This window comes from Chitinophaga sp. 22620 (genome assembly GCF_052044405.1).
Taxonomy (GTDB): Bacteria; Bacteroidota; Bacteroidia; order Chitinophagales; family Chitinophagaceae; genus Chitinophaga.
In genome coordinates, this window is the sequence record NZ_JBQEMV010000002.1 from 716,145 (window position 1) to 738,093 (window position 21,949).

General features: G+C 53.0%; 20 protein-coding genes. 13 read left to right on the forward strand and 7 right to left on the reverse strand.

The genetic code is table 11. The features are described from left to right. Window positions 1-226: 226 nt before the first annotated feature. The 4 genes from ACTJIK_RS12660 to ACTJIK_RS12675 all read left to right on the forward strand — a co-directional run bounded on the left by ACTJIK_RS12660 (window position 227) and on the right by ACTJIK_RS12675 (window position 3,936). Window positions 227-1,576: a DUF2130 domain-containing protein gene (locus ACTJIK_RS12660; protein WP_440646719.1), complete on the forward strand. Its 1,350-nt coding sequence runs from the start codon at window positions 227-229 to the stop codon at window positions 1,574-1,576. A 165-nt stretch (window positions 1,577-1,741) separates the two neighbouring features. Further along, window positions 1,742-2,362 (forward strand): HAD family hydrolase, encoded by a 621-nt coding sequence (locus ACTJIK_RS12665; protein WP_440646720.1) that lies wholly within the window; start codon window positions 1,742-1,744, stop codon window positions 2,360-2,362. A 284-nt stretch (window positions 2,363-2,646) separates the two neighbouring features. Next, window positions 2,647-3,288, forward strand: a complete 642-nt coding sequence (locus ACTJIK_RS12670; protein ID WP_440646721.1) for a DUF4136 domain-containing protein — start codon at window positions 2,647-2,649, stop codon at window positions 3,286-3,288. Window positions 3,289-3,315: 27 nt separating this feature from the next. Next, window positions 3,316-3,936, forward strand: a complete 621-nt coding sequence (locus ACTJIK_RS12675) for an outer membrane beta-barrel protein (protein ID WP_440646722.1) — start codon at window positions 3,316-3,318, stop codon at window positions 3,934-3,936. A 64-nt stretch (window positions 3,937-4,000) separates the two neighbouring features. On the opposite strand, the gene ACTJIK_RS12680 is transcribed toward ACTJIK_RS12675, so the two are convergent. Next, window positions 4,001-4,981 carry an FAD:protein FMN transferase gene (locus ACTJIK_RS12680; RefSeq protein WP_440646723.1) on the reverse strand — a complete coding sequence of 327 codons (981 nt, stop codon included), beginning with the start codon at window positions 4,979-4,981 and terminating at the stop codon, window positions 4,001-4,003. Window positions 4,982-5,001: 20 nt separating this feature from the next. Beyond that, on the reverse strand, window positions 5,002-6,180 hold the full coding sequence (locus tag ACTJIK_RS12685) for an acyl-CoA dehydrogenase family protein (protein ID WP_440646724.1): 1,179 nt from the start codon (window positions 6,178-6,180) through the stop codon (window positions 5,002-5,004). Window positions 6,181-6,259: 79 nt separating this feature from the next. Between ACTJIK_RS12685 and ACTJIK_RS12690 the strand changes: the two genes are divergently transcribed. Then, on the forward strand, window positions 6,260-6,697 hold the full coding sequence (locus ACTJIK_RS12690; RefSeq protein WP_440646725.1) for a YciI family protein: 438 nt from the start codon (window positions 6,260-6,262) through the stop codon (window positions 6,695-6,697). Window positions 6,698-6,880: 183 nt separating this feature from the next. On the opposite strand, the gene pyrF is transcribed toward ACTJIK_RS12690, so the two are convergent. Continuing rightward, window positions 6,881-7,681: an orotidine-5'-phosphate decarboxylase gene (gene pyrF / locus ACTJIK_RS12695; RefSeq protein WP_440646726.1), complete on the reverse strand. Its 801-nt coding sequence runs from the start codon at window positions 7,679-7,681 to the stop codon at window positions 6,881-6,883. Between the two features lie 115 nt (window positions 7,682-7,796). On the opposite strand from pyrF, the gene ACTJIK_RS12700 reads away from it, so the two are divergent. Next, entirely contained in the window at window positions 7,797-8,660 is an 864-nt protein-coding gene (locus ACTJIK_RS12700; RefSeq protein WP_440646727.1) for a sugar phosphate isomerase/epimerase family protein, read from the forward strand. A 52-nt stretch (window positions 8,661-8,712) separates the two neighbouring features. Beyond that, a complete protein-coding gene (locus ACTJIK_RS12705) occupies window positions 8,713-10,083 on the forward strand; it encodes a Gfo/Idh/MocA family protein (RefSeq protein ID WP_440646728.1) in 1,371 nt (456 codons plus the stop codon). A 336-nt stretch (window positions 10,084-10,419) separates the two neighbouring features. Here ACTJIK_RS12705 and ACTJIK_RS12710 read toward each other — a convergent pair whose 3' ends face one another. Further along, window positions 10,420-11,037: an FMN-binding negative transcriptional regulator gene (locus ACTJIK_RS12710; RefSeq protein ID WP_440646729.1), complete on the reverse strand. Its 618-nt coding sequence runs from the start codon at window positions 11,035-11,037 to the stop codon at window positions 10,420-10,422. A gap of 100 nt (window positions 11,038-11,137) precedes the next feature. Beyond that, the gene (locus tag ACTJIK_RS12715) at window positions 11,138-12,235 is read right to left on the reverse strand and encodes an Mrp/NBP35 family ATP-binding protein (protein ID WP_440646730.1); all 1,098 of its coding nucleotides are present in this window, start codon (window positions 12,233-12,235) and stop codon (window positions 11,138-11,140) included. A gap of 108 nt (window positions 12,236-12,343) precedes the next feature. On the opposite strand from ACTJIK_RS12715, the gene ACTJIK_RS12720 reads away from it, so the two are divergent. Beyond that, the gene (locus ACTJIK_RS12720) at window positions 12,344-12,982 is read left to right on the forward strand and encodes a carboxypeptidase-like regulatory domain-containing protein (RefSeq protein WP_440646731.1); all 639 of its coding nucleotides are present in this window, start codon (window positions 12,344-12,346) and stop codon (window positions 12,980-12,982) included. Between the two features lie 124 nt (window positions 12,983-13,106). Then, entirely contained in the window at window positions 13,107-13,994 is an 888-nt protein-coding gene (locus ACTJIK_RS12725; RefSeq protein WP_440646732.1) for a 3-hydroxybutyryl-CoA dehydrogenase, read from the forward strand. A gap of 15 nt (window positions 13,995-14,009) precedes the next feature. Here the strand turns inward: ACTJIK_RS12725 and ACTJIK_RS12730 are convergent, their stop codons facing one another. Continuing rightward, window positions 14,010-14,975 (reverse strand): GlxA family transcriptional regulator, encoded by a 966-nt coding sequence (locus ACTJIK_RS12730; RefSeq protein WP_440646733.1) that lies wholly within the window; start codon window positions 14,973-14,975, stop codon window positions 14,010-14,012. 124 nt (window positions 14,976-15,099) lie between these two features. Between ACTJIK_RS12730 and ACTJIK_RS12735 the strand changes: the two genes are divergently transcribed. After that, window positions 15,100-15,471 (forward strand): VOC family protein, encoded by a 372-nt coding sequence (locus ACTJIK_RS12735; RefSeq protein WP_440646734.1) that lies wholly within the window; start codon window positions 15,100-15,102, stop codon window positions 15,469-15,471. A 193-nt stretch (window positions 15,472-15,664) separates the two neighbouring features. On the opposite strand, the gene ACTJIK_RS12740 is transcribed toward ACTJIK_RS12735, so the two are convergent. Continuing rightward, a complete protein-coding gene (locus ACTJIK_RS12740; protein WP_440646735.1) occupies window positions 15,665-15,850 on the reverse strand; it encodes a hypothetical protein in 186 nt (61 codons plus the stop codon). A 177-nt stretch (window positions 15,851-16,027) separates the two neighbouring features. Here ACTJIK_RS12740 and ACTJIK_RS12745 point away from each other — a divergent pair, with 177 nt between their 5' ends. From ACTJIK_RS12745 to ACTJIK_RS12755, 3 genes are all read left to right on the forward strand, one after another. After that, on the forward strand, window positions 16,028-18,364 hold the full coding sequence (locus ACTJIK_RS12745) for a gliding motility-associated C-terminal domain-containing protein (RefSeq protein WP_440646736.1): 2,337 nt from the start codon (window positions 16,028-16,030) through the stop codon (window positions 18,362-18,364). Between the two features lie 28 nt (window positions 18,365-18,392). Continuing rightward, window positions 18,393-19,280 carry an aldo/keto reductase gene (locus tag ACTJIK_RS12750; RefSeq protein WP_440646737.1) on the forward strand — a complete coding sequence of 296 codons (888 nt, stop codon included), beginning with the start codon at window positions 18,393-18,395 and terminating at the stop codon, window positions 19,278-19,280. A 247-nt stretch (window positions 19,281-19,527) separates the two neighbouring features. Next, window positions 19,528-21,936: an ABC transporter permease gene (locus ACTJIK_RS12755; RefSeq protein ID WP_440646738.1), complete on the forward strand. Its 2,409-nt coding sequence runs from the start codon at window positions 19,528-19,530 to the stop codon at window positions 21,934-21,936. Window positions 21,937-21,949: the final 13 nt, after the last annotated feature.

Below are 21,949 nucleotides of genomic sequence, written 5' to 3' on the forward strand. Positions count from 1 at the left end.
ACCAAATGTAAATGCAGTCTTGCAGAAACCCTGAAAATGGAGGGCAAGAAATCCTCCTGGTTTCCAGAGAATATCTCAGGTTTTTGAAGGGAAATTAAATTTTGCAACAAAAGGAACTGCGCCGCTATCCCCCACAATACTGAAAAATCGGCTAACTTTACATAACGCGCGCAGATACACTGCGTAACGTTGCCGGAGCTTTAAACCGGCTACAATCATGTGAACTATGGGAACTTCAATCACCTGCCCTAACTGCAAGCACCCCTTCGTTATGGAAGACGCTTTAGCAGTAGACATTGAACGTGAAATGCGCAGTAAAATGGCTACTGAATGGAATAAAAGGCTCGACGAGCTCAAAGCTCAGAAGCAGGAAATAGAACAACAGACCCTGGCCGCTAAAAGCCAGATGGAGAGAGAACGCCAGCAACTCGCGCAGGACCGCCTGCAGATCAGCCAGCAGCGCCAGCAGCAGGAAGATGAACTGATCAAACGCCTCCAGGCGGAAAAAATAAAATTGCAGGAAAGCATGGCGGCCAACATCCGCAAAGATGTTGCGGCCGATTTCGAAAACCAGTTGCAGCTCCTTCAGCAATCACAGCGCGAAAGCGAAGAGAAGCTCAAAGAAGCGCGCCTCCGGGAGTTCGATTTCCTCAAAAAAGCACAGGAACTGCAAAACCGCGAACAGGAACTGGAACTCTCCCTCCAGAAAAGGCTCATCGAAGAACGCACCCGGCTCATGGAACAGATACGCCGGGAAGAAGCGGACCGCAATAACCTGAAAGACACGGAATACCAGATGCGCCTCAAGGAAATGGAGAAGCAGCTGGAAGACCAGCGCCGCCTCGCGGAAGAAATGCGCCGCAAAGCGGAACAAGGCTCCATGCAGCTCCAGGGAGAAGTGCAGGAGCTCGCCCTCGAAGAAATGCTGCGCGCCACCTTCCCCTTCGACGCCATCAGCGAAGTAGGCAAAGGCGTGCGTGGGGCAGACTGCATCCAGACGGTACGCAACCAGTTCGGCCAGGAATGCGGAAAGATCATCTACGAAAGCAAGCGCACCAACAGTTTCTCCCAGGAATGGATCGAAAAGCTGAAGGCGGACATGCGCAGCCAGGGTGCTGATGTGGCCGTGCTCGTTACCCGCACCATGCCCGGCAATATGGACCGCTTCGGTGAAAAGGAAGGCATCTGGATCTGCTCGTTCCATGAAGTGAAAAGTCTTACCTATGTGTTGCGCGACGCCATCCTGAAGATCTACAACTCCGCCAAAAACCAGGAAAACAAAGGGGATAAGATGCACCTGCTGTACCATTACCTCACCAGCGGCGAATTTGCCGAACAATGGAGCGCCATCCGCGAAGGTTTCCGCGCCATGAAAGCCTCTATCCAGAAGGAAAGGGAAGCCATGGAAAAACTCTGGAAAGCCCGCGAAAAACAACTCGAAAAAGTGCTGCTCAACGCCGCGCATATCAAAGGCTCCATTGAAGGCATTGCCGGCAGCGATTCGGTAGACCTCCAGCTGCTGGACGAAGCCGCAGAAACGCTCTTAAACGGCCCGGGACAGACGCCGGACGAATGAGCATGAATATTTTAGAAAAAAAATTGATATAAAATCTTGCATGACAGCAAACCGTGCAATACATTTACCGCCATAAAACCGGTGCATCCGGCAACTAAAAAAGACAAATATCAACGGATGAGGTCGAAGACCCATGAGGCCGATAAATAAGACAAATAAGAACTCATGAAAAACCACGCTTACCATTCCATCATATTCGACCTCGGCGCCGTGCTTGTTGACTGGAACCCGCGTTACCTGTACAGCAAGATATTTGCGACGCCGGAAGAAGTGGATCATTTCCTGCAGAACATCTGTACGTCAGACTGGAACGAAACCCAGGACGAAGGCCGCAGCCTGCAGGAAGGAACGGAACTGCTGATCGCGGAACATCCGGCATATGAAGCGCAGATCCGCGCTTTTTATGGAAGGTGGAAAGAAATGCTGGGCGGCCCCATTCCCGAAACCGTACAGATACTCCGACAGCTGAAGGACAGCGGCCGTTTCAAGCTCTACGCCCTCACCAACTGGAGCAACGAAACCTTTCCCATCGCACTGATGGAATACCAGTTCCTGCAATGGTTCGATGGTATCGTGGTGTCGGGCAAAGAAAAGCTCCGCAAGCCGCAGCCTGATTTTTACCAGCTGCTGCTCGACCGGTATAATGTTGATAAATCAACCTCCATCTTTATTGATGATAATTCCAGGAATGTAAAGGCCGCAGAAGAGTTCGGCATCGAATCCATCCACTTCCTGAACCCGCAGCAATTGCAGGAAGAACTTTCTTCCCGCGGTATCCTGAATTAACATCATTTCCCGCTTCAACATAACGCGAAAACATAACATTTATTTTCGAGAATATATATCGTAATTCCCCCATGCAAACCGCCTTCCGGGCGGTTTTTGCTTTAACATTTCTTTATGTCTATTTTAACTTTTTTGCTGTAAACCAGCAGTAACATTCGCGTGTCTATAGCGTTCAATAAAAGAAGCCGGATGTGAAGTGATATGGTGGGAAATGATGATGATGTTAGTCCGTTGAAACGGACTGCATCACCGGCCACAATAACAGCGATTAAATTGAAACACATATGAAAAGAACAGGATTTATTTTAAGTCTGGTGGCTGCAGGCGCGTTGCTGGTGAGCAGTTGCAGGAAGGACCCGCTTAACGACATGACGGCTGAAGAATCCCGTATTTATGTTACGAATTACGATGAGCAGGCCAATTTCTCTTCTTACAAAACTTTCAGCATAGTGGATTCCGTTGCGGTGATCAGTAACCGCGAAGGCGCCACAAAAGAACTGACCGCCTACGACCAAAGCCTTCTGGCCACCCTCAAAGCTTCCATGCAGGCGCGCGGCTACACCCTGGTGGATAAAAGCGCTAAACCGGACCTGGCGATGAACGTCACCCGGATAGACAACACCACTACTTCCGTGGGTTACAATCCCGGCTATTGGGCAGGCTGGCCCGGGTACTGGGATACCGGCTACTGGGGCTATCCCGGCTGGGATTACTGGTTCCCTTCTTATTACACGGTGTTCCGCTACAATGAAAAATCTGTAGCTATAGACCTGGTGGACCTGAAGAATGCCGCCGGCCACGACAACAAGCTTACTGCGGTTTGGAACGCCCAGTTGCGCGGCACCGGCGTATGGACCGGCAGCAACCTGGATTCCATGCTCAAGGCTGTGTTCGACCAGAGCCAGTATCTGAAAACGTCTAATTGATTGGTGTAAAGTTTAAAAAGAAGAAAAATGAAAAGTATCAAAGCAATCATACTTGTGCTGATCGGTTCGCTGGGCGTAAGCAGCGCTTTTGCGCAAAGCAGGCCGCCGGTATCAGTGAACCTCAACTACTCCATTGCACAGCCGCTGGGCTCCCTCAGCGACTATGCCAAAAATACCAGTTTCCGCGGCTGGACCCTCGGCTTCCAGTACGCGCTGAACGACCGCCTGAGCCTTGGCCTTAAAACAGGTTTCAGCGATTTTTATGAAAGAGTGCCCCGAGCCGTATATCCCGGTAAAGGGGAAGATGTGAGCGCCGTGCAAACACGCACGCTGCAGACCATTCCCATCCTCGCTACTGTGCAGTATACGCTGGCCTCCCCCGAAGCAAGGGTGATCCCTTACGCGGGCCTGGGCGTGGGTACGGCCAATATGAACTACGAAAAATACTGGGGAGAGTTCGTGGAGAAGGAAAATAAATGGGCCTTCCAGGTGAGCCCGGAACTGGGCGTCAACGTGCCTTTCGGGAAATATTCACCTTTTATGCTGAACGCCAACGTACAGTATAACTACGCGCCGTTTAAAGTGAACGAGATCTCAAATTTCAATTCCATACAAGCAAACATTGGAGTGAAGTTCCATATCCAGTAACCACAATTAACGGAACATGTGAGAGTGAGGGGCTGTCCGGCTGAGCCGGGACGGCCCCATTTTTTTACCGCTGCTCAAAGAAACCTTCGGAATATTTTTCACGCACCTGCCCGTCCGCATCCTTGTAAATGTAGAATGCGCCAAGGTTCAGCCGGGGATGGTCGCGGATAAATTCAAGCCCTTTGTCCACGCCCAGCAGGATGAGCGCGTTATCATAGGCGTCCGCCGTAATAGCATCGGGCGCCGTAACGGTTACGCTGATGATGTTGTTGTGAATGGCTTCGCCGGTGCGCGGGTTGATGGTGTGCGCAAAGCGGCTGCCGCCTTCCTCGAAGAAGCGCTGGTAATTGCCACTGGTAGCCACAGCGCCGTTAGTCATCATCAGCAGGTTTTGCGGCCCGCTGCCCCGTTGCAGCCTTTCGATGCCCACGCTCCAGGGTTTTCCCTGTTCATTGTTCCCAAGCGCAACCAGCTCGCCCCCCACGTCCACGAGGTAATTGGAAATACCGCGGGAGAGCAGGAATTTGGCGATCACATCGGACGTGTAGCCCTGGGCAATGCCATTGCAGTCTATTTCCACACCCGGTTGTTTTTTGATCAGGTAGCGGGCGCGGAGGGTCAGGTTTTGGTAATCCACCTGCCGCAGCGTGCGCCTGATGGCGTCTTCCGAAGGTCTGCCGTTGTTGTGGCGCACCACGCCGAAGCCCCAGAGATCCACCAGCGGTTTCACGGTAATGTCGAACAGGCCGCCGGTAACGCGGGAAACTTCCTGTGCTTTTTTTACCACGGCCCGCATATGATCGTCCATCATTATTTTATCTCCCTTGTTGAAGCGGTTGATCAGCGAGCTGGGAATGTACAGGGAGAGGGAACGGTCTATCTGCCGGAAAATGGCTTCTATTTCAGGTTGCAGCGACACTGTGTCCCGGCCCAGGTATTTTACGACATAATAGGTGCCCTGCGCCTTACCGGAAACGGTAATAGCCTTTTGCGCAGAGACACTAACGGTTAAGCATATACTAAGCAGTAAAAATAACCCCTTCATAGGTACAAGTTAATAAATCGTCAGGAAAATGCATTTTGCCCGGTAATATCCATGCCGGTGATGAGGAGATGTATTTCGTGGGTGCCTTCGTAGGTCATAACGCTTTCGAGGTTCATCATATGCCGCATGATGGGATATTCGCCGGAAATGCCCATGGCGCCTAATATTTGGCGGGCTTCCCGCGCAATGTGGGTGGCGGTTTCGCAGGCGTTGCGTTTGGCCATGGATATCTGCTCGGGGGTGGCCTTATTTTCGTTCCGGAGCACGCCCAGCCGCCAGTTGAGCAGCTGTGCCTTGGTGATTTCGGTGATCATTTCCGCCAGCTTTTTCTGTATCAGCTGGAACCCGGCAATAGGCCTGCCGAACTGCACCCTTTCTTTGGCGTAGCGGAGAGCGGTATCGTAGCAGTCCATAGCCGCGCCGATGGCGCCCCAGGCAATGCCGTAACGGGCGCTGGAAAGGCAGGAGAGGGGCGCTTTAAGCCCCGAGGCCAGCGGCAGGATATTGGTCTTCGGCACCCGCACATTATCCATCACCAGCTCGCCGGTGGCGCTGGCGCGCAGGCTCCATTTGTTGTGGGTCTCGGGCGTGGAAAAACCTTCCATGCCCCGCTCCACGATCACCCCGCGTACTTTTCCCTCGGGGTCTTTGGCCCAAACGAGGGCAATATGGGCGAAGGGCGCGTTGGATATCCACATTTTGGCGCCGCTGAGCAGGATGTGATCGCCGTCGTCGTCGAAATAAGTGAGCATGCCGGCGGGGTTGGAGCCGAAATCGGGCTCGGTAAGCCCGAAGCAGCCCATGATCTCCCCGGTGGCCATTTTGGGCAGGAAGCGGGCTTTTTGCTCTTCGCTGCCGTAGGTGAAGATCGGGTGCATCACGAGGGAACCCTGCACGGATGCGGTGGACCGTACCCCGCTGTCGCCCCGTTCCAGCTCCTGCATCATAAGGCCGTAGGCTATATAATCCAGCCCGCCGCCGCCATATTCCGCCGGGAGGGTGGGGCCAAAGCAGCCCTGCTCTCCCAGGCCGCGCAGGATGTGGGTGGGAAAGGCGGCACGCTGGCAATAGTCATCTATCACCGGGGTGACGGCTTTTTTTACCCATTCCCGCACCGAGGCGCGCACGAGTTGATGTTCTTCGGTAAGCAGTTCGTCCAGTTGATAATAGTCGGGCGATTGAAACAGGTCCTGGTGCATGGGCAACGATTTTGTGTCTGCTCCTAATTTACGGAATTACACCAAAGTTGCTACCTTCGGCACAGCAAATCTGATGTGTATGGCCAAACTGATGCCTGTCTTTCTGCTGGCGGTGTTCCTGACCTTCGTGATCGCCAGTTTTTCCTCCAGAACATTGCGGTTCAAATCAACAGAAAGCAACCCCGTTGCCGGCATAGATGCGGCGCGGCAGGTGGAAGTGAAAAAGTACTGGATGGTTTTCCTGGAAACCGGCCCGCATCATTCGCAGGATCCCGCCACAAGGGCGCTGATCCAGGAGAAGCACATGGCGGGCATCCGGAAAATGGCGGCGGACGGCAAATTGCTGGCGGCAGGGCCTTTCGGCGGCGGCGACAACCTGCGCGGGATATTTATCATGGATTGTAAAGACAGCCTGGAAGCTGTTTCCCTGATTAATGCAGATACGGCGGTGATCACGGGGCGATTGAAATACACGATCAAACCCTGGTGGACGGTGAAGAATTGCCTGTTCCGGTAGAAGCGTCCCGCGGGAGAAAGTGCTTCGCCGCTGCAACTTCTTTGCACTAAAGCTGGCGCAAGTCTGGGCGCGGCCCATGTGCGTGGCCGACTTGTGCAGATGTGCGGTAGATGACGTTTTTCTCCCTGCCAAATAAAAAAGCGCCCTGCCAGGCAGAGCGCTCCGATATCAAAAGTCTTTTTATTACAGGTATCCCGCCATTTCTTTCTGCAACTGCTGCGCGGCGGCGCGGGCATCGTCCGCAAATTTTTCGTCATTTCCCGCGTAAATCACGGCGCGGCTCGCATTTACGAGCAGTCCCACTTCTTTATTCATCCCTTTTTCGGAGATGTCTTTAAGGCTGCCGCCCTGCGCGCCCACACCGGGAACGAGGAAGAAACTGTCCGGCAGTATTTTCCGGATATCCGCCACGGCACTGGCCTGCGTGGCCCCTACCACAAACATCATGTTATCCGGTGAACCCCATGAAGCCGCCGTGCGCATCACGTTTTCGTAGAGTTTCTCATTTTTCAGCGGCAGCATCTGGAAATCGGCGCTGCCCGCATTGGACGTAAGTCCCAGCACTATGGCCCATTTCTCATGGAACTCCAGGAAGGGCTGCACGCTGTCGCGGCCCATGTAAGGCGCCACGGTCACGGAGTCGAACCCGTAGGTTTCGTAAAAGGTTTTGGCGTAATAGGAAGAAGTATTGCCAATGTCGCCGCGTTTAGCGTCGGCGATGGTGAATATTTCTTTCGGAATGTATTCCACGGTACGCTGCAGGCTTTCCCAGCCGCGGATGCCCTGGCATTCGTAAAATGCGGTATTGATCTTGTAAGAAACGCAAAGGTCTTTCGTAGCGTCAATAATGGCCTTGTTGAAGGCAAACATCGGGTCCGGGTGGGAAAGCAGGTGTTTGGGGATCTTGTGGATGTCCGTGTCCAGTCCGATACATAAATAAGACCGCCTGTCCCTGATAAGCTGCACCAATTCCTGTCTATTCATAGTGTAATTTGCAATTAGCAGCGAATTTCCGGCATTTTTACCAAATCCCCATTTTGATTTTCCGATTTAAGTGCTTATTTTTTGATCTGCCACGGTATAGAAAAACTAGCATTCCATGAAATCATCCGCATTTTTTTACCTTTTACTCGCCGCTGTACTGCCTTTCCTGCAATCGAATGCACAAGGAGTGAAACTGCCACAGATCGGCGTAGCCACCTCTTTCGATAACGACAGCCTGCTGAGCAGCGCCGGTTATGTTTATATAGAGGAATCCGCCCGCAAACTGCTGGCCCCCGCCGTGCCCGATTCCACCTACCGCCGCCAGCTGGCACGCCTCAGGAGCATGAAGCTGGAAGTCCGTTCCTGCAACCTTTTCCTCCCCGGCGATATACGGCTCATTGGGCCGGGCGTGGACGAGCGGCGGATATTGGGGTACGTGGATACGCTCATGTTCCGCGCCCGCGAGGCCGGCATCAAAATGATCGTGTTCGGCAGCGCCGGTTCCCGCAAGCTGCTGGACGGTATGGATCCGGAAACCTCGCTCCGCGAGCTGATCGCCATTTCCCGCAAAATGGCGGAAGTGGCCGCGAAATACGACCGCATCATCGCTATTGAGAACCTGAACAGCTCCGAAGACAACTTTATCAATTCCCTGGAGATCGTTACCCGTATCGTGAAAGCGGTGGACCATCCCAATTTCCGGATCACCGCGGATATCTTTCATATGAAAAGGGAGAACGAAAGCCCGGAGTTCATCGTGAAAGCAGCGCCCTGGCTGGTGCATTGCCATATCGCTGAAAAAGAAGGCCGCCGCGCGCCGGGTACTTCGCAGGAAGATTTTGTGCCCTATCTCGCCGCGTTAAAAAAAGCCGGTTTCAAAGGCCGCATCACCATCGAATGCAGCTGGAAGAACATGCAGGAAGAATGCAGACCCGCGCTGGCCTACCTGCAACAACAGCTGGAAGCGGCTTATAAGTAAGGTATCAACAGCACATCATACAGCATACTCACAACAAAAAAAATCGATCAATATGACTGAAGTTAAAAAGGACCGCCGCGAATTCCTGAAGCTTTCCCTGATGGGCGGCGCAGGCGTTGCCCTGAGCGCAATGGGAATGCCGGCCAGCAGCTACGCCCGCATCATAGGCGCCAACGACCGCGTGAACGTAGGCGTGGTGGGATTTTCCGACCGTTTCCGCCAGGCCCTCATGCCCTGTTTTATGGGAAACCGCAAAGAACTGAATTTTGATATCGTGGCTGTTTCGGACATCTGGAACAGGAGAAGGGAAGAAGGCAAGGCCGCTCTTGAAAAAGAACTCGGCCATAGCGTGCAGACCTGCGTGAACAACGACGAGCTGTACAAGATCAAAGACCTTGACGCGGTGATGATCGCCACGGCAGACTTCCAGCACGCTTTTCATACCATAGAAGCCGTAGGCAACAAAAAAGACGTGTACTGCGAAAAGCCTTTCGCTGAAACCATGGAAGATGCCCGCAACGCGCTCAAAGCCGTGAAGGCCTCCGGCAGGGTGTTCCAGGTAGGCACGCAACGCAGGAGCGGCCCCAGTTACCATTCCGCCGCGAAGTTCATACAGGACGGGAAATTCGGCCCTATCACCATGGTGGAAATGACCTGGAACGTAAACCAGCCTGGCCGCTGGCGCAGGCCCGAGCTTACCAGGGTCATCAAGGAGTCTGACGTGGACTGGCAACGTTTTCTCTGCACCCGCCCCAAAGACAGCTGGGACCCGCGCAAATATCTTGAATACCGCCTCTTCTGGCCTTATTCCTCCGGCATCTTCGGCCAGTGGATGACGCACCAGATAGATACCGTGCACTGGTTCAGCGGCCTCAAACACCCGCGCAGCGCGGTGGCCAACGGCGGCATCTACCAATGGAAAGACGGCCGCTCCAACCCGGACACGCTTACCGCGGTGTTCGACTACGGTCCGTCCAACGACCCGTCCAACGGCTTCCAGGTGGTGTATAGCTCCCGCTTCCACAATTCCGCCGGCGGCACGAAAGAGTTGTATTATTCTAATGGCGGCATGATCGATATGAGCACCAACAAGATCAGTCCTACCGGCGGCCTGCGCGAAAGGGAAGCCAAAGAAATGGGCATGAAGGCCAATCTCCTTCCTGAAATGGACCTCAGCCAAACCGCTGCCACAGTGGAGGCGGGCGCCAACACCGGCGGCGATGCGACCACTTACGCCCACGTCCGCAACTGGATGGAATGCGTAAGAAAACAGGATGTAAAAACAAATGCGCCGATAGAAGCCGCCTATTCCCATTCCATTGCGCTGATCATGGGAACAGCCGCCTACAGAACAGGCCTGAAAGCCACTTTCGACGAATCCAAACAAGATGTGATAGTAGGAGGGAAGGTGTTCACACTTTAATTTCCTCTCCGGTGTATGGCCGGGTGTATATGAACATTTTTAAAAAATAAACCGGGCTTTGATCTTTCGGGGCTATGGGTACAGTATTTTTTCAAAATGTTCATATACACCCGGTTTCCTTTTTTATGACTGCGTTTGAAAGTTATTGTATTTTGTTGGAGCGGATGGAATGCAGAATTGTTGTGCAGGCAAAGCGCTGCGCCTCTTGCAAATCCTGTCAATTTCCCTGGCTTTTACAGTTCCAGGAGCTAAGGGTTAATTTAAATTTCATATAAAGCTGAGCACGCAACCACGAAAGAACAATGCCTAGTTCTTTTTATGGAATTTAAATTTCCTTCAGCTCCGCCTCTTCAGCATTTCCTCCGCTATTTCCTGCGACTGGGAGTCGGGATTCTGCTGGAGGTGTTGTACCACGCTGGCGTAGTCCTTGTCATTTTTATTCTGGCTGAGCTTGAAGCGGGTGTCTACGCGGGTGATGGTGATCTCGAAGCCGGTGATGGCTTTCAGGTTGTTGTGGAGCTCTTTTTCACCAATGTCCGAAATGCTTACGGGTTGCTCGCTTGCGGCTTCGTATTTATTCATCAGCGCGGTGAGGGATGTTATCAGTTCTTCATCGCTCTGGATGCGGAGCGTGCCGTATACATGCACTGCGATGTAGTTCCAGGTCGGTATTTTATCTTTTTCATACCAGGAAGATGAAATGTAGGCATGCGGGTCTGAGAACACAACGAGGAAGGTCTGGCCGCTGGTGAAGGTGGCGGATTGCGGGTTGGAATTTGCAATGTGGCCGCGCAGCACGTATTCGCCGGGAGATCTTTCTTCGAGCTCTACCGGCAGGTGTGTGCCGACAGGCAAGCCGTTCTCCAGGCTGATAAGCAGCGCGAAGCTATGCCTGCGGATGAATTCAGCGATGGTGTCCCAATCTTTTTCCTGGTGATAGCGGGGAGCGTACATTTTTTTATTTTGTATGATTCTACATCACCATTCATTCCAATCCCGAACGCCGCGCCATTCATGACTTCGGCGCCGGGAGTGTAATGATTATAAAAAGCGCTTAAACTACGATCTCAACGATCTTCGTCGGTTCGATGTTGGCATTGCGCATGGCGATGCTGCGGGCAGTAGCGCCTGCGAACTCTGCAAATGCATTTTTCGTTACGGCGTCATTGCCGGCCACCGCAGGCACGCCTTCGTCTCCGCCTTCTCGGATGCTTTGCACCAGCGGTATCTGGCCCAGGAAGGGGATATCCAGCTCATCAGCCAGTCTTTTCCCGCCTTCTTTGCCAAAGATGTAGTACTTATTCTCCGGCAGCTCGGCAGGCGTGAAATAGGCCATGTTTTCCACCAGGCCGATGATCGGCACGCGGATCTGCGGGCTGCTGAACATGCTGATGCCTTTTTTGGCGTCCGCCAGGGCAACGTCCTGGGGGGTGGTAACGATCACCGCGCCGGTAACAGGTACGGTTTGCACCAGCGTAAGGTGAATGTCGCCGGTGCCGGGCGGCATGTCTATGATCAGGTAATCCAGCTCATCCCAGTACACGTCGCTCACGAATTGTTTGAGGGCGCTGCTGGCCATGGGGCCGCGCCATACGATAGCCTGTTTTTCATCTACCAGCAGGCCGATGGACATGAACTTGATGCCGTATTTTTCCATGGGAACGATCATGCCTTTGCCTTCCACGTTCACCATCATCGGCCGCTCGCCGCGTACGCCGAACATAATGGGAACGGAAGGACCGTAAATGTCTGCGTCCATCAGTCCCACTTTGGCGCCGTCTTGCGCAAGGGCAAGGGCCAGGTTGGCCGCCACGGTGGATTTACCCACGCCGCCTTTACCGGAAGCTACCATGATGATATTTTTAACGTTCGGGAGCATCGACTTGCCATCCTTACGGTTGGAGCTTACGTTGGCGGTCATCTTCACCTCCACTTCCGCCTCTTTACTGACGAGGTGGATGATGGCGTTCACACAGGCGTTCTTTATCATTTCCTTCAGCGGACAGGCCGGGGTGGTCAGTACTACTGTGAATTTTACTTTATTGCCGTCGATCTCAATGTCCTTCACCATGTTAAGGGTCACCAAATCCTTGCCCAGATCGGGTTCTTCCACATTCGACAGTGCCTCGAGGACCTTTTCTTTTGTGATCATAAATTGATGTTAAAATTGTTTCCGATCTGCAAAGTTAACCTAAAATGATGTTTAATTTGTTGGTTTTATATTCGTGTTTCCGGGAGGAACATATATCTTAGTACCTACATGCATAAGAAACTGATCATACTGATTTCCCTGCTGTTCCTGCCGTTTTTGCTGAAAGCTCAACTGAAAGCGTTCAAAGACAGCATCATACAGATTTCCGGTATTACCATGACGGCGGACAGCCTGCGCGCCATCCCGGCGGTAAGCATCCTCGTGAAAGGGCAGAACCGCGGTACCATTTCCAACAGCCAGGGTGTATTTTCCATCGTGGCGTTTAAGGGCGATACCCTGCTTTTCAGTGCCGTGGGCTTCCGGAAAAAAGATTACAAAATTCCCCTGGAACTTCCCGGCAACAGTTATTCTCTTATACAGCTCATGGCGGAAGACACGATGTACCTCGCCGAAACCGTGATCCATCCTTACCCTAACCGCCGCGAATTTGAAAAGATGTTCGTGGATATGAACATCCCGAACGACATGTATGAAGTGGCCCGCAAAAACAACGAACAGGCCAAGCTTCGCGCTATGGCCCGTTATATACCGGTAGACGGGGGCGGGGCCTACAACGTGTTCATGCAGAAGCAGCAGCAGTCCCTTTACTACGCAGGGCAAACGCCGCCGCAAAATATCTTCAACCCGCTCGCCTGGGCGCAGTTCATCGAATCCTGGAAACGGGGTGATTTCAAAAGGAAGGATTAATTTTTATTTACTTTAACGGCTCATCACAAAAAGCTTTCCCATCGCCGGCTCAAACCTGATGCGGCACGGAACCCGTTTTTCCTTAAATTGCCGGATCATTGATATCACCAAAATAGATCTTCTTATGCAGAAAGTAGCTGTGATCGGCGCGGGCACTATGGGCAACGGGATTGCCCATGTATTTGCCCAGCATGGTTTTTCCGTTCACCTCATCGATGTATCGCAGGCCGCGCTGGATAAAGCGCTGGACACCATCATCCGGAACCTCAACCGCCAACTCTCCAAAGAAACCATTACAGAAGCGGATAAACAGCAGACCATTTCCAACCTTCAGACCTTCACCAGCCTCGCCGCAGGCGTGCAGAATGTGGACCTGGTGGTGGAAGCCGCCACGGAGAACGTGGAGCTGAAGCTGAAAATATTCCGCGAGCTGGACGAACATACCGGGCCGGAAGTGATCCTGGCCAGCAATACCTCTTCTATTTCCATCACCAAAATTGCCGCCGTCACTAAAAAGCCGGGCAAAGTGATCGGCATGCATTTCATGAACCCCGTACCGGTGATGAAACTGGTGGAGATCATTAACGGCTACGCCACTGAAAAAAGCGTAACGGAATACATCACGGAATTGTCGGGGAAACTTGGCAAAGTGCCCTGCGTGGCGAATGATTATCCCGGTTTTATCGCAAACCGCATTCTCATGCCGATGATCAACGAAGCGGTGTACACATTGTATGAAGGCGTAGGCGGCGTGGAAGAGATCGATACGGTGATGAAGCTGGGCATGGCCCATCCCATGGGGCCCTTGCAGCTGGCGGATTTCATCGGGCTCGACGTTTGCCTGTCTATCCTGAATGTGCTGTACGAAGGATTCGGCAACCAGAAATATGCTCCCTGCCCGCTGCTGGTGAACATGGTGACGGCAGGTTACCTCGGCGCCAAAAGCGGGGAAGGGTTTTACAAATACGTTGCAGGCAGTAAAGACCTGGTGGTGAGCGAACGATTTCTGTAAGAAACAATACGGCGTTCAACCCGCATACTTTTCCCGGTATTCTTTGGGAGAGAGGCCAACGATCTTCCGGAAGAGCTGCCGGAAGGCTTTTGCGTCTTCATAACCGGTCTGCATCATTACGCCGGTGATATTTTCCTGTTTTTGTTCGAGCATTCTTTTAGCCGCTTCGATGCGCAGGCGTTGTAAATATTCGATGGGCGTTACGCCTGTGGCTATTTTGAAACGGCGGATAAAATTGCGGCGGCTCACGGGCAGCCCGCGTATCACTTCTTCAACGGTCAGGCGGTCGCGGAAGCGGTCTTCCATTCTCTGCTGCGCTTCGCTCACCAGCTCGTCGCAATGCTCGCGCGAGGGCGACCAGTTGGCGAAATAGGACTGCTGCGCGCGGTCCATGTCTATGGCAAAAACTTTAGCGGTATGGATGGCCGTATTCCTGTTGCAATATTTTTCCAGGATATGCAGCAATAAATGGAAAGTGGAGGTGGCGCCGCCGCTGGTGTAAATACCGTTGTCGTCCGTCACTACAACATTCGGGTCAACGATCACATCGGGGTATGCCCGGGCGAGCTCTTTAACAGCAGTAACATGGGAAGTAGCCCTTTTGTTCCTGAGCAGCCCGGTGGCCGCCAGTAAAAAGGCGCCGGTGCAGAAGCTGGCCACTTCTGCCCCTTTGTCCGCCTGCTGGCGTATCCAGGCGATAAACCCGGCATTTTCCCGTACGTACGACGGAATGTCGCCGCTCACGAAAGCGGGTATCAGCACAAGGTCCGACTGCTGCACTTCCCGCATAGGCACGGGCTGGTACATTTCATGGAAGGAAGGGGCCTGTGTGCCTCCTTCCAGGGCTACCAGCCTGATATCGAAGAACGGGTGGCCGACGTGTTCCTGGTAATAAAGATTCACTGTCTGAAATACGTCCAGGATGGCTGCGATACTGATAGGACGGTAATGCTGGCTGAGGATTACAGAAAGCTTTTTCATAATTAGGTGAAATGGTTTAGCAATATACTAAAAATTTTGGCATAAATGACCCGGTAAATTGACCCTTCTGCCCATGAAGTTTCCCTGTAAGGCTTTGTAAATTAGCAGTAAATACCACCTTCACATGAAAAAACAACCTGGCACTCTCATAGGTTTGGACCTGACGGTGAATGATGCCGAAACGGTAAGCCAGTTCTATCATAAAGTGATAGGCTGGGAAATAGGCGCGCAAAAGATGGGGGAATATGAAGATTATTTCATGAAGAACCCTGAAACCGGCGACATCATTGCCGGTGTATGCCACGCCCGTGGCGGCAATAAGGACCTTCCGCCAGTATGGTTGGCGTATATACAGGTGGCGGACCTGGATGCCAGTCTTGCCCAGGTGGAAAAACTGGGCGGCAAAATAATGAGCGAAAAAAAGAAGGCGGGGGAGATGGGAAATTATGTGCTGGTGCAAGACCCCGCGGGCGCTTTTTTTATGTTATGGGGATAAGACACGCCTTTTTATAACCTGGACGACGGGGCTGTTCATGAACGGCCCCGTTTAAAATGTTTAATGCGGTATGCAATGCAGCGCATCGCCTGCCAGCCTGGGTTTTAGGATCCGGCGAAACGGCCTGTGAACGGCGTAACACCCGGGAGGATTCCGTAAAATAAGAATGCCGGTCCTTTTGAGACCGGCATTCTTATGATGTTTCAGTTGGTTTGGTAAATTCATGCCCGCAATAAGCGCAATGGGTTAAGCCCGCCTGTTTGCCGCTCCTGGCGCCGCAGGCCGGGCAATTCCGGTTCGATGGCGGCGGCTGGCCCGGCGGAGGATCCAGCTTCAGTTTGTCAATAATGTCCAGCGGTTTGTTACTTTCTTCTGTCATACCATACAAATTTTCTATTGGTTCTTAAATTCTGCTGTGCGTATTAAGCTCCTTATAAGGTCCTGCTGCCTGAATTAACAGATATAAATATAATAAAAACCTTTAAAATGAAAGCATGGATGGATGAACGGTAATCCGTACATTTATATACTATGCCATGAGGCTTTAACTGGATTCATGCTGAAAAAAACGTTACTATACCTGCTGCTGGTACTCGCTGTAACCCGCGCTGAAGCCCAAACCTGCACCGCACTCGGGCAAAACCCATCCACGGCGTTCCCCGTCTGTGGCGACCAGACCTTTCTTCAACATTCCGTTCCCATCTGCGGAACCCGCACTATTCCCGGCCCTGTCTGCAATACTTTTGGTGACGGGCCTCACCACGACAAAAATCCTTTCTGGTATAAGTTCACCTGTTACAAATCCGGCACGCTGGGCTTCAGGATCACACCGCTTGCGGCGGATGAGGATTATGACTGGCAGCTGTTCGACATAACGGGCAAGGACCCCGATAATGTGTATACCGACCGGAGTATGTACGTAGCCATGAACTGGACGGCGGAATACGGCGTAACCGGCGCATCGTCCGCAGGTACCCGCCTCGACGTATGCGGAGGGCCCAGTCAGCCTTTGTTCAGCAAAATGCCAGAGCTGGTGGAAGGGCACGAATACCTGATACTCGTCAGCCACTTCACACCCGGGCAAAGCGGGTATGAACTGAGCTTTGGCGGCGGTACCGCGGAAATAATCGATCCACTGTTGCCTGAGATCAGATCGTTGAAGTATGACTGCGCTTCCTATTCCATCGGCATCAAGCTGAGCAGGAAAGTATTGTGCAGCAGCCTTGCTGCGAACGGCAGCGATTTCCAGCTGTCGCCGGGCGCGCCCGCGATCCTGTCTGCCAGGGGCGTTACCTGCGCCAATGGCTTCGACCTCGACTCCGTTACGCTTTTCCTCGCCGGCCCCGTTGCGCCGGGCAACTACACTGTTACGGTACGCAACGGCAGCGACAACAATACTTTATTCAACGCCTGCAACAAACAAATGCTGGCGGGCGGGAACATGAGCTTTTCCGTGCCGGTATTCCCCGCTCCGCGCATGGCCACCGTTCAAACACCGCCCTGCGGGCCTGATGAAGTGGTGCTCCAATTCCCGGACGGCATCCGTTGCAGTTCCGTAGCGGCCAATGGCAGCGACTTTACCATCACCGGTCCCGCGGGTGTGACCATCGTTTCGGCAGCCACCGCCTGCGCCGCCAATGATCTTACCAATACCGTCACGCTGAAGCTCAGCAGCCGCATCATAAGTTCCGGCACTTACACGGTAAGGCTGGCCGGCAGCGTGCTGAGCGAATGCCACATTCCCAGCTTACCCGGCGGCCAGGCAACATTCGACATCCCGCCGCAGCCCCCAGTGCTGGTAAGAAACATCCCCGCGCCAGGCTGTGAACCTACAACGGTAAAGATCGGGTTGAGCATCCCTGTGCGCTGCAGCTCCATTGCGGCGGACGGCAGCGATTTTATCCTTCGCGGCAACAACGGTGTTACGATTACCGGCGCTGCAGGGAATTGTAACGGAAATGGTTATACGGATTCAGTGGAGCTGCGCTTTAACCGGCCGGTACAAACAGGCGGGAGGTTTGAAGTGCTGACGACGCTGGGCACAGATGGTAACACTTTACTGAGCGAATGCTGGCAGCCCGCCGCCACCGGGCAGATCGCCGCTTTTAATACAGCCGATACCGTGAATGCGGATTTTTCTTTCGGCCTCGCCTTCAACTGCAAGCTCACCACCGCCAGCTTCCATCACCACGGCCGGAACAATGTCAATTCCTGGAACTGGCTGCTGGACGGGGTAGAACCTTTCAACATACAACATCCCGTAAAAATATACGACAGCTTCGGCGATAAGGCTGTGACCCTTGTAGTCAGCAACGGCGTATGCGCTGCGCGGAAAGACACGACCGTTAGCATCATCAGCGAGCTCACAGCCGGTTTCAGTGTGGATTATGGGCCCTATTGCCCGCTGGAAGCCGTACAAGCCACAGATCACAGCACGGGCAACATCGTCCGCTGGACCTGGGATTACGGCAACAACGCGACTTCCTCCGGCAAAGAAGCGATCCCGATGCGGTACTTCCCGCAGTTCCGCGACCAGGATTATACGATCCGCCTGATCGTGGAGAATGACAAAAATTGCCGCGACACGGCGGAACACCGCATTAAAGCGGCACGCAGCTGTTTCGTGGAAGTGCCTTCCGCTTTTTCGCCGAACAATGACGGCGTGAATGACTTCTTTTATCCCATCAACGCCTATAAAGCCACCCACCTCCACCTGGCCGTGTACACCCGCGGCGGCCAGCTCATTTTTGAAACGCGCGACTTTAACAAACGTTGGGACGGCAAGATCAACGGCTCGCCCGCTGATGTTGGCACCTACGCCTGGATGCTGGAATACACCGACCAGCTGGGTGAAAAAGTGAACCGCAAAGGCACGGTGGTGCTGGTGCGGTGAGGCGCGCGGATTGTCGTATCTTAGAAACATGAAGTATCACACACTCGGACGTTCCCCGCTGAAGGTGAGCGAGGTGGCATTCGGCTGTATGTCCCTCGGGATGGACGATGCGGCCAATGCAAAGCTCATTCACCGCGCCCTGCACCTGGGCATCAATTTTTTTGATACGGCGGACCTTTACGATAAAGGTATTAACGAATCCACGCTGGGTAAAGCCCTCAAAGGAAAAAGAGAAGAAGCGGTGATCGCCACCAAGGTCGGCAACCAGTGGCGGGAAGACGGTTCCGGCTGGGACTGGAACCCGCGGAAGGCATACATCATCGCTTCCGTGGAAAAAAGCCTGCAACGCCTGCAGACGGACCGGATAGACCTTTACCAGCTGCACGGCGGCACGATAGAAGACCCGTTCGATGAAACGATCGCGGCATTTGAGTTACTGCAACAGCAAGGGAAGATATTGTATTACGGCATTTCTTCCATCCGCCCCAACGTGATCCGCGAGTACGTTAAACGTTCCAATATCGCGACGGTCATGATGCAATACAGCCTGCTGGACCGGCGGCCGGAGGTATCCTGCTTCGGCGTTCTGCAGCAGCATGGCATTGGCGTGCTGGCGCGCGGCAGTCTTGCCAAAGGCCTGCTGGTGAACAAACCCGCCGTGCCTTACCTGGATTACAGCGAGGCGGAAGTGCAAAAAGCCAAAGATGCGATAGCAGCCGTTTCGGAAGAGCGCAGTCCTGCGCAGACCGCATTGAAATATGCCCTGATGCATCCCGTGGTATCCAGCGCAGTGGCGGGTATCAGAACCATGGAACAGCTGGAGGAACTGGCGCGGGAAACGCCCCGGCTGAATGAAATGGAATACGAACAGCTGACGGCGGCCGTTCCCGTGAAGGATTATACGCAGCATGTATAGAACAAGGCCTCATACTTTTCTTCAACAAAACCTGCTTCTCCAGATCACTCAACAGCATGCCGAATAACTCTCAGGAAATCACCGGAGCTGTACGGGATATAGAAGAGAACAGCAACGTTCGCGGTAAAGTGTTCAATATCGGACAGCTGCTGTTACATTTCCGGACAGAACAGTTACTTGAAAAGTTGATATCCGGTTGAATTTCAATGACATTTGTCTTAGGTATTTAATTTGACAATCCTGCTGCATGCTGACCAACTATCTGAAAATCGCCTGGAGGAACCTGTTGAAGAACAAGACCTTCTCTATCATCAATATTATTGGCCTGGCCATCGGGATGGCCACCTGCATCGTGATCCTCTTGTTCGTGTCCTACGAAAAAAATTTCGACGGGATGCATAAGAAGAACATCTACCGGTTGTGTGAAGTGCAGAAGCAGGAGGGCCTAATGGCGCCGCAGAACGTGGCCCTCAGCATGTATCCCATGGCTACGGCGCTGAAGCTGGAATACCCTGAGATCAGGAATTTCGTGCGCGTCAACCAGGGAGGGGAAACTGTGCTTGCTTATAAGGAGAGGCGGCATTACCTCAAAAAGTTCAATTCGGTGGATTCCACCTTCTTCCAGATATTTGATTTTCCCTTGCTAGAAGGCGACAGGAATACCGCGCTCATGAAGCCCGGAAACATAGTGCTCACAAAGGAAACGGCAGAGAAGATCTTCGGGAACGAAGACCCTATCGGTAAAACCGTGATGCGTTACCAGCATGATACGCTTGCCCTGACCGTTACCGGCATTGTGAATGTGCCGGCCGGTTCCCACCTGCAATTTGAGGCGCTGATTTCGCTGAGCACCTTCTATAATCCGGATTGGGAGGGATACTGGGACGGGAATTGGCTGGTTACTTACCTGGAGCTGGACAAAAACGCCAATGCTAAAGGGCTCGAAAACAAGTTTCCCGCGTTCTGCAAAAAATACCTGGCCCAGGACGATAACTGGAAAAATTACGAACTGTTCCTGCAACCGCTTTCAGAAGTTCACGCCGCATCCAACCAGATCACTCACGATTATAACAACTTTCAGAAATTCGACCGGCGCTATACCTACATCTTTTCATTTATTGCTGTGCTGATACTGGTGATCGCATGCATCAACTTCGTGAACCTGTCCACGGCCCGGTCCGCGGAGAGGGCCAGGGAAGTGGGTATCCGGAAATCTATCGGGGCGCACCGCTCGCAGCTGGCCTGGCAGTTCATTGGGGAATCCGTGATGCTGTCGCTGATCGCGCTGGTGTTTGCCGTAGTTATTGTGAAGCTGAGCCTTCCCTGGGTGCGCAATTTCAGCGAGCGCCCGCTGGAACTCCCTGTCTTCACTGATCTCAGGTTACTTGCCGGGTTTATAGCAGGAACCGTGCTGATTGGCATCCTGGCGGGTCTTTATCCCGCCGGATATCTTTCCTCCTTCCAGGCTGTGAAGGTGCTGAAAGGTTCGGTAATGACGGGAAAGAACAAAAGCCTGCTGCGTAATTCCCTGGTGGTGGCGCAGTTTACCGGGGCGGTATTTCTCATCATTGCCACCGTGTTTGCGCTGAAGCAGCTGAGGTTCATGCAAACCAAAGACCGTGGCTTCAATGGCGACCAGGTGTTGCTGGTGCCACTGGATAATGAGTCGAATCCCAAATACCACGCCCTGAAGAATGACCTGGTAACCAGCTCGCTGATCAGCGCCGTAAGCGGATCGCAACAGCGGCTGGGCAATAACCTTCACCAGTCCGGTATAAAATTTCATGGAGAAGGACCGGTGAGATCGCTTACATCCTCGCAGGTGATCGTAGACAAGGATTTTCTTACCCTGTATAAAATACCGCTGGCCGCGGGCAGCAACTTCTCGCGGAATAAATCCGCCAACGGAAAGGAATATATCATCAATGAAACACTGGCCCGTGAGCTGCTGAAGAACGAAAGGAAAGGAACTTCGCTGGAATCGCTGATAGGGAAAAGGTTCGGCTTTGATTTTTCGGGTATGGACACCGTAGGCAGGATCGTAGGCGTGGCGCGGGACTTCAATTTCAATTCCCTGCACCATAAAATAGAAGGGCTGATGATGATGCACCAGGAGGAATGGAGCTTTTCCGAAATATCCATCCGCATCAGCGGCAGCAGAACGAAGGAAGCCATTTCTTTTGTAGAATCCGTCTGGAAAAAACACGGCATACAACATCCTTTCAGCTACAGCTTCCTGGACGAGCATTTTGCGCAGATATATCATTCAGACGCACAGGTGAGCAGCATCGTGACGATACTCGCCGTGTTGGCGATCATTGTCAGCTGCCTGGGCCTCTTCGGCCTCGCATCTTTCGCGGCGGAGAGAAGGGTGAAAGAGATCGGGATACGGAAGGTACTGGGCGCCACCGTGGAAAACATTGTGGCCATGCTCAGCAAGGATTTTGTGAAACTGGTGATCGTTGCCAACCTGATCGCCTGGCCGATCGCGTTCTTTGCCGTGCGTACCTGGCTGCAGGACTTTGCTTACCGGATAGACATCAGCTGGTGGATATTCATTGCAGCGGGTGTCATTGCGATCCTCATCGCGCTGTTCACCGTTAGCTTCCAGGCTTTTCGGGCCGCGCGCAGCAACCCGGTGCATAGCTTGAAATAGACTGATCCTTTTT

Bases quoted from the DNA above. Each gene is read 5' to 3' on its own strand.
- ACTJIK_RS12720 (WP_440646731.1), top strand. From the start codon at position 12,344: ATGCATAAGAAACTGATCATACTGATTTCCCTGCTGTTCCTGCCGTTT.
- ACTJIK_RS12700 (WP_440646727.1), top strand. From the start codon at position 7,797: ATGAAATCATCCGCATTTTTTTACCTTTTACTCGCCGCTGTACTGCCT.
- ACTJIK_RS12705 (WP_440646728.1), top strand. From the start codon at position 8,713: ATGACTGAAGTTAAAAAGGACCGCCGCGAATTCCTGAAGCTTTCCCTG.
- pyrF (WP_440646726.1), bottom strand. From the start codon at position 7,681: ATGAATAGACAGGAATTGGTGCAGCTTATCAGGGACAGGCGGTCTTAT.
- ACTJIK_RS12675 (WP_440646722.1), top strand. From the start codon at position 3,316: ATGAAAAGTATCAAAGCAATCATACTTGTGCTGATCGGTTCGCTGGGC.
- ACTJIK_RS12670 (WP_440646721.1), top strand. From the start codon at position 2,647: ATGAAAAGAACAGGATTTATTTTAAGTCTGGTGGCTGCAGGCGCGTTG.
- ACTJIK_RS12665 (WP_440646720.1), top strand. From the start codon at position 1,742: ATGAAAAACCACGCTTACCATTCCATCATATTCGACCTCGGCGCCGTG.
- ACTJIK_RS12750 (WP_440646737.1), top strand. From the start codon at position 18,393: ATGAAGTATCACACACTCGGACGTTCCCCGCTGAAGGTGAGCGAGGTG.
- ACTJIK_RS12755 (WP_440646738.1), top strand. From the start codon at position 19,528: ATGCTGACCAACTATCTGAAAATCGCCTGGAGGAACCTGTTGAAGAAC.
- ACTJIK_RS12660 (WP_440646719.1), top strand. From the start codon at position 227: ATGGGAACTTCAATCACCTGCCCTAACTGCAAGCACCCCTTCGTTATG.
- ACTJIK_RS12730 (WP_440646733.1), bottom strand. From the start codon at position 14,975: ATGAAAAAGCTTTCTGTAATCCTCAGCCAGCATTACCGTCCTATCAGT.
- ACTJIK_RS12715 (WP_440646730.1), bottom strand. From the start codon at position 12,235: ATGATCACAAAAGAAAAGGTCCTCGAGGCACTGTCGAATGTGGAAGAA.
- ACTJIK_RS12685 (WP_440646724.1), bottom strand. From the start codon at position 6,180: ATGCACCAGGACCTGTTTCAATCGCCCGACTATTATCAACTGGACGAA.
- ACTJIK_RS12740 (WP_440646735.1), bottom strand. From the start codon at position 15,850: ATGACAGAAGAAAGTAACAAACCGCTGGACATTATTGACAAACTGAAG.
- ACTJIK_RS12710 (WP_440646729.1), bottom strand. From the start codon at position 11,037: ATGTACGCTCCCCGCTATCACCAGGAAAAAGATTGGGACACCATCGCT.
- ACTJIK_RS12745 (WP_440646736.1), top strand. From the start codon at position 16,028: ATGCTGAAAAAAACGTTACTATACCTGCTGCTGGTACTCGCTGTAACC.
- ACTJIK_RS12735 (WP_440646734.1), top strand. From the start codon at position 15,100: ATGAAAAAACAACCTGGCACTCTCATAGGTTTGGACCTGACGGTGAAT.
- ACTJIK_RS12680 (WP_440646723.1), bottom strand. From the start codon at position 4,981: ATGAAGGGGTTATTTTTACTGCTTAGTATATGCTTAACCGTTAGTGTC.
- ACTJIK_RS12690 (WP_440646725.1), top strand. From the start codon at position 6,260: ATGGCCAAACTGATGCCTGTCTTTCTGCTGGCGGTGTTCCTGACCTTC.
- ACTJIK_RS12725 (WP_440646732.1), top strand. From the start codon at position 13,107: ATGCAGAAAGTAGCTGTGATCGGCGCGGGCACTATGGGCAACGGGATT.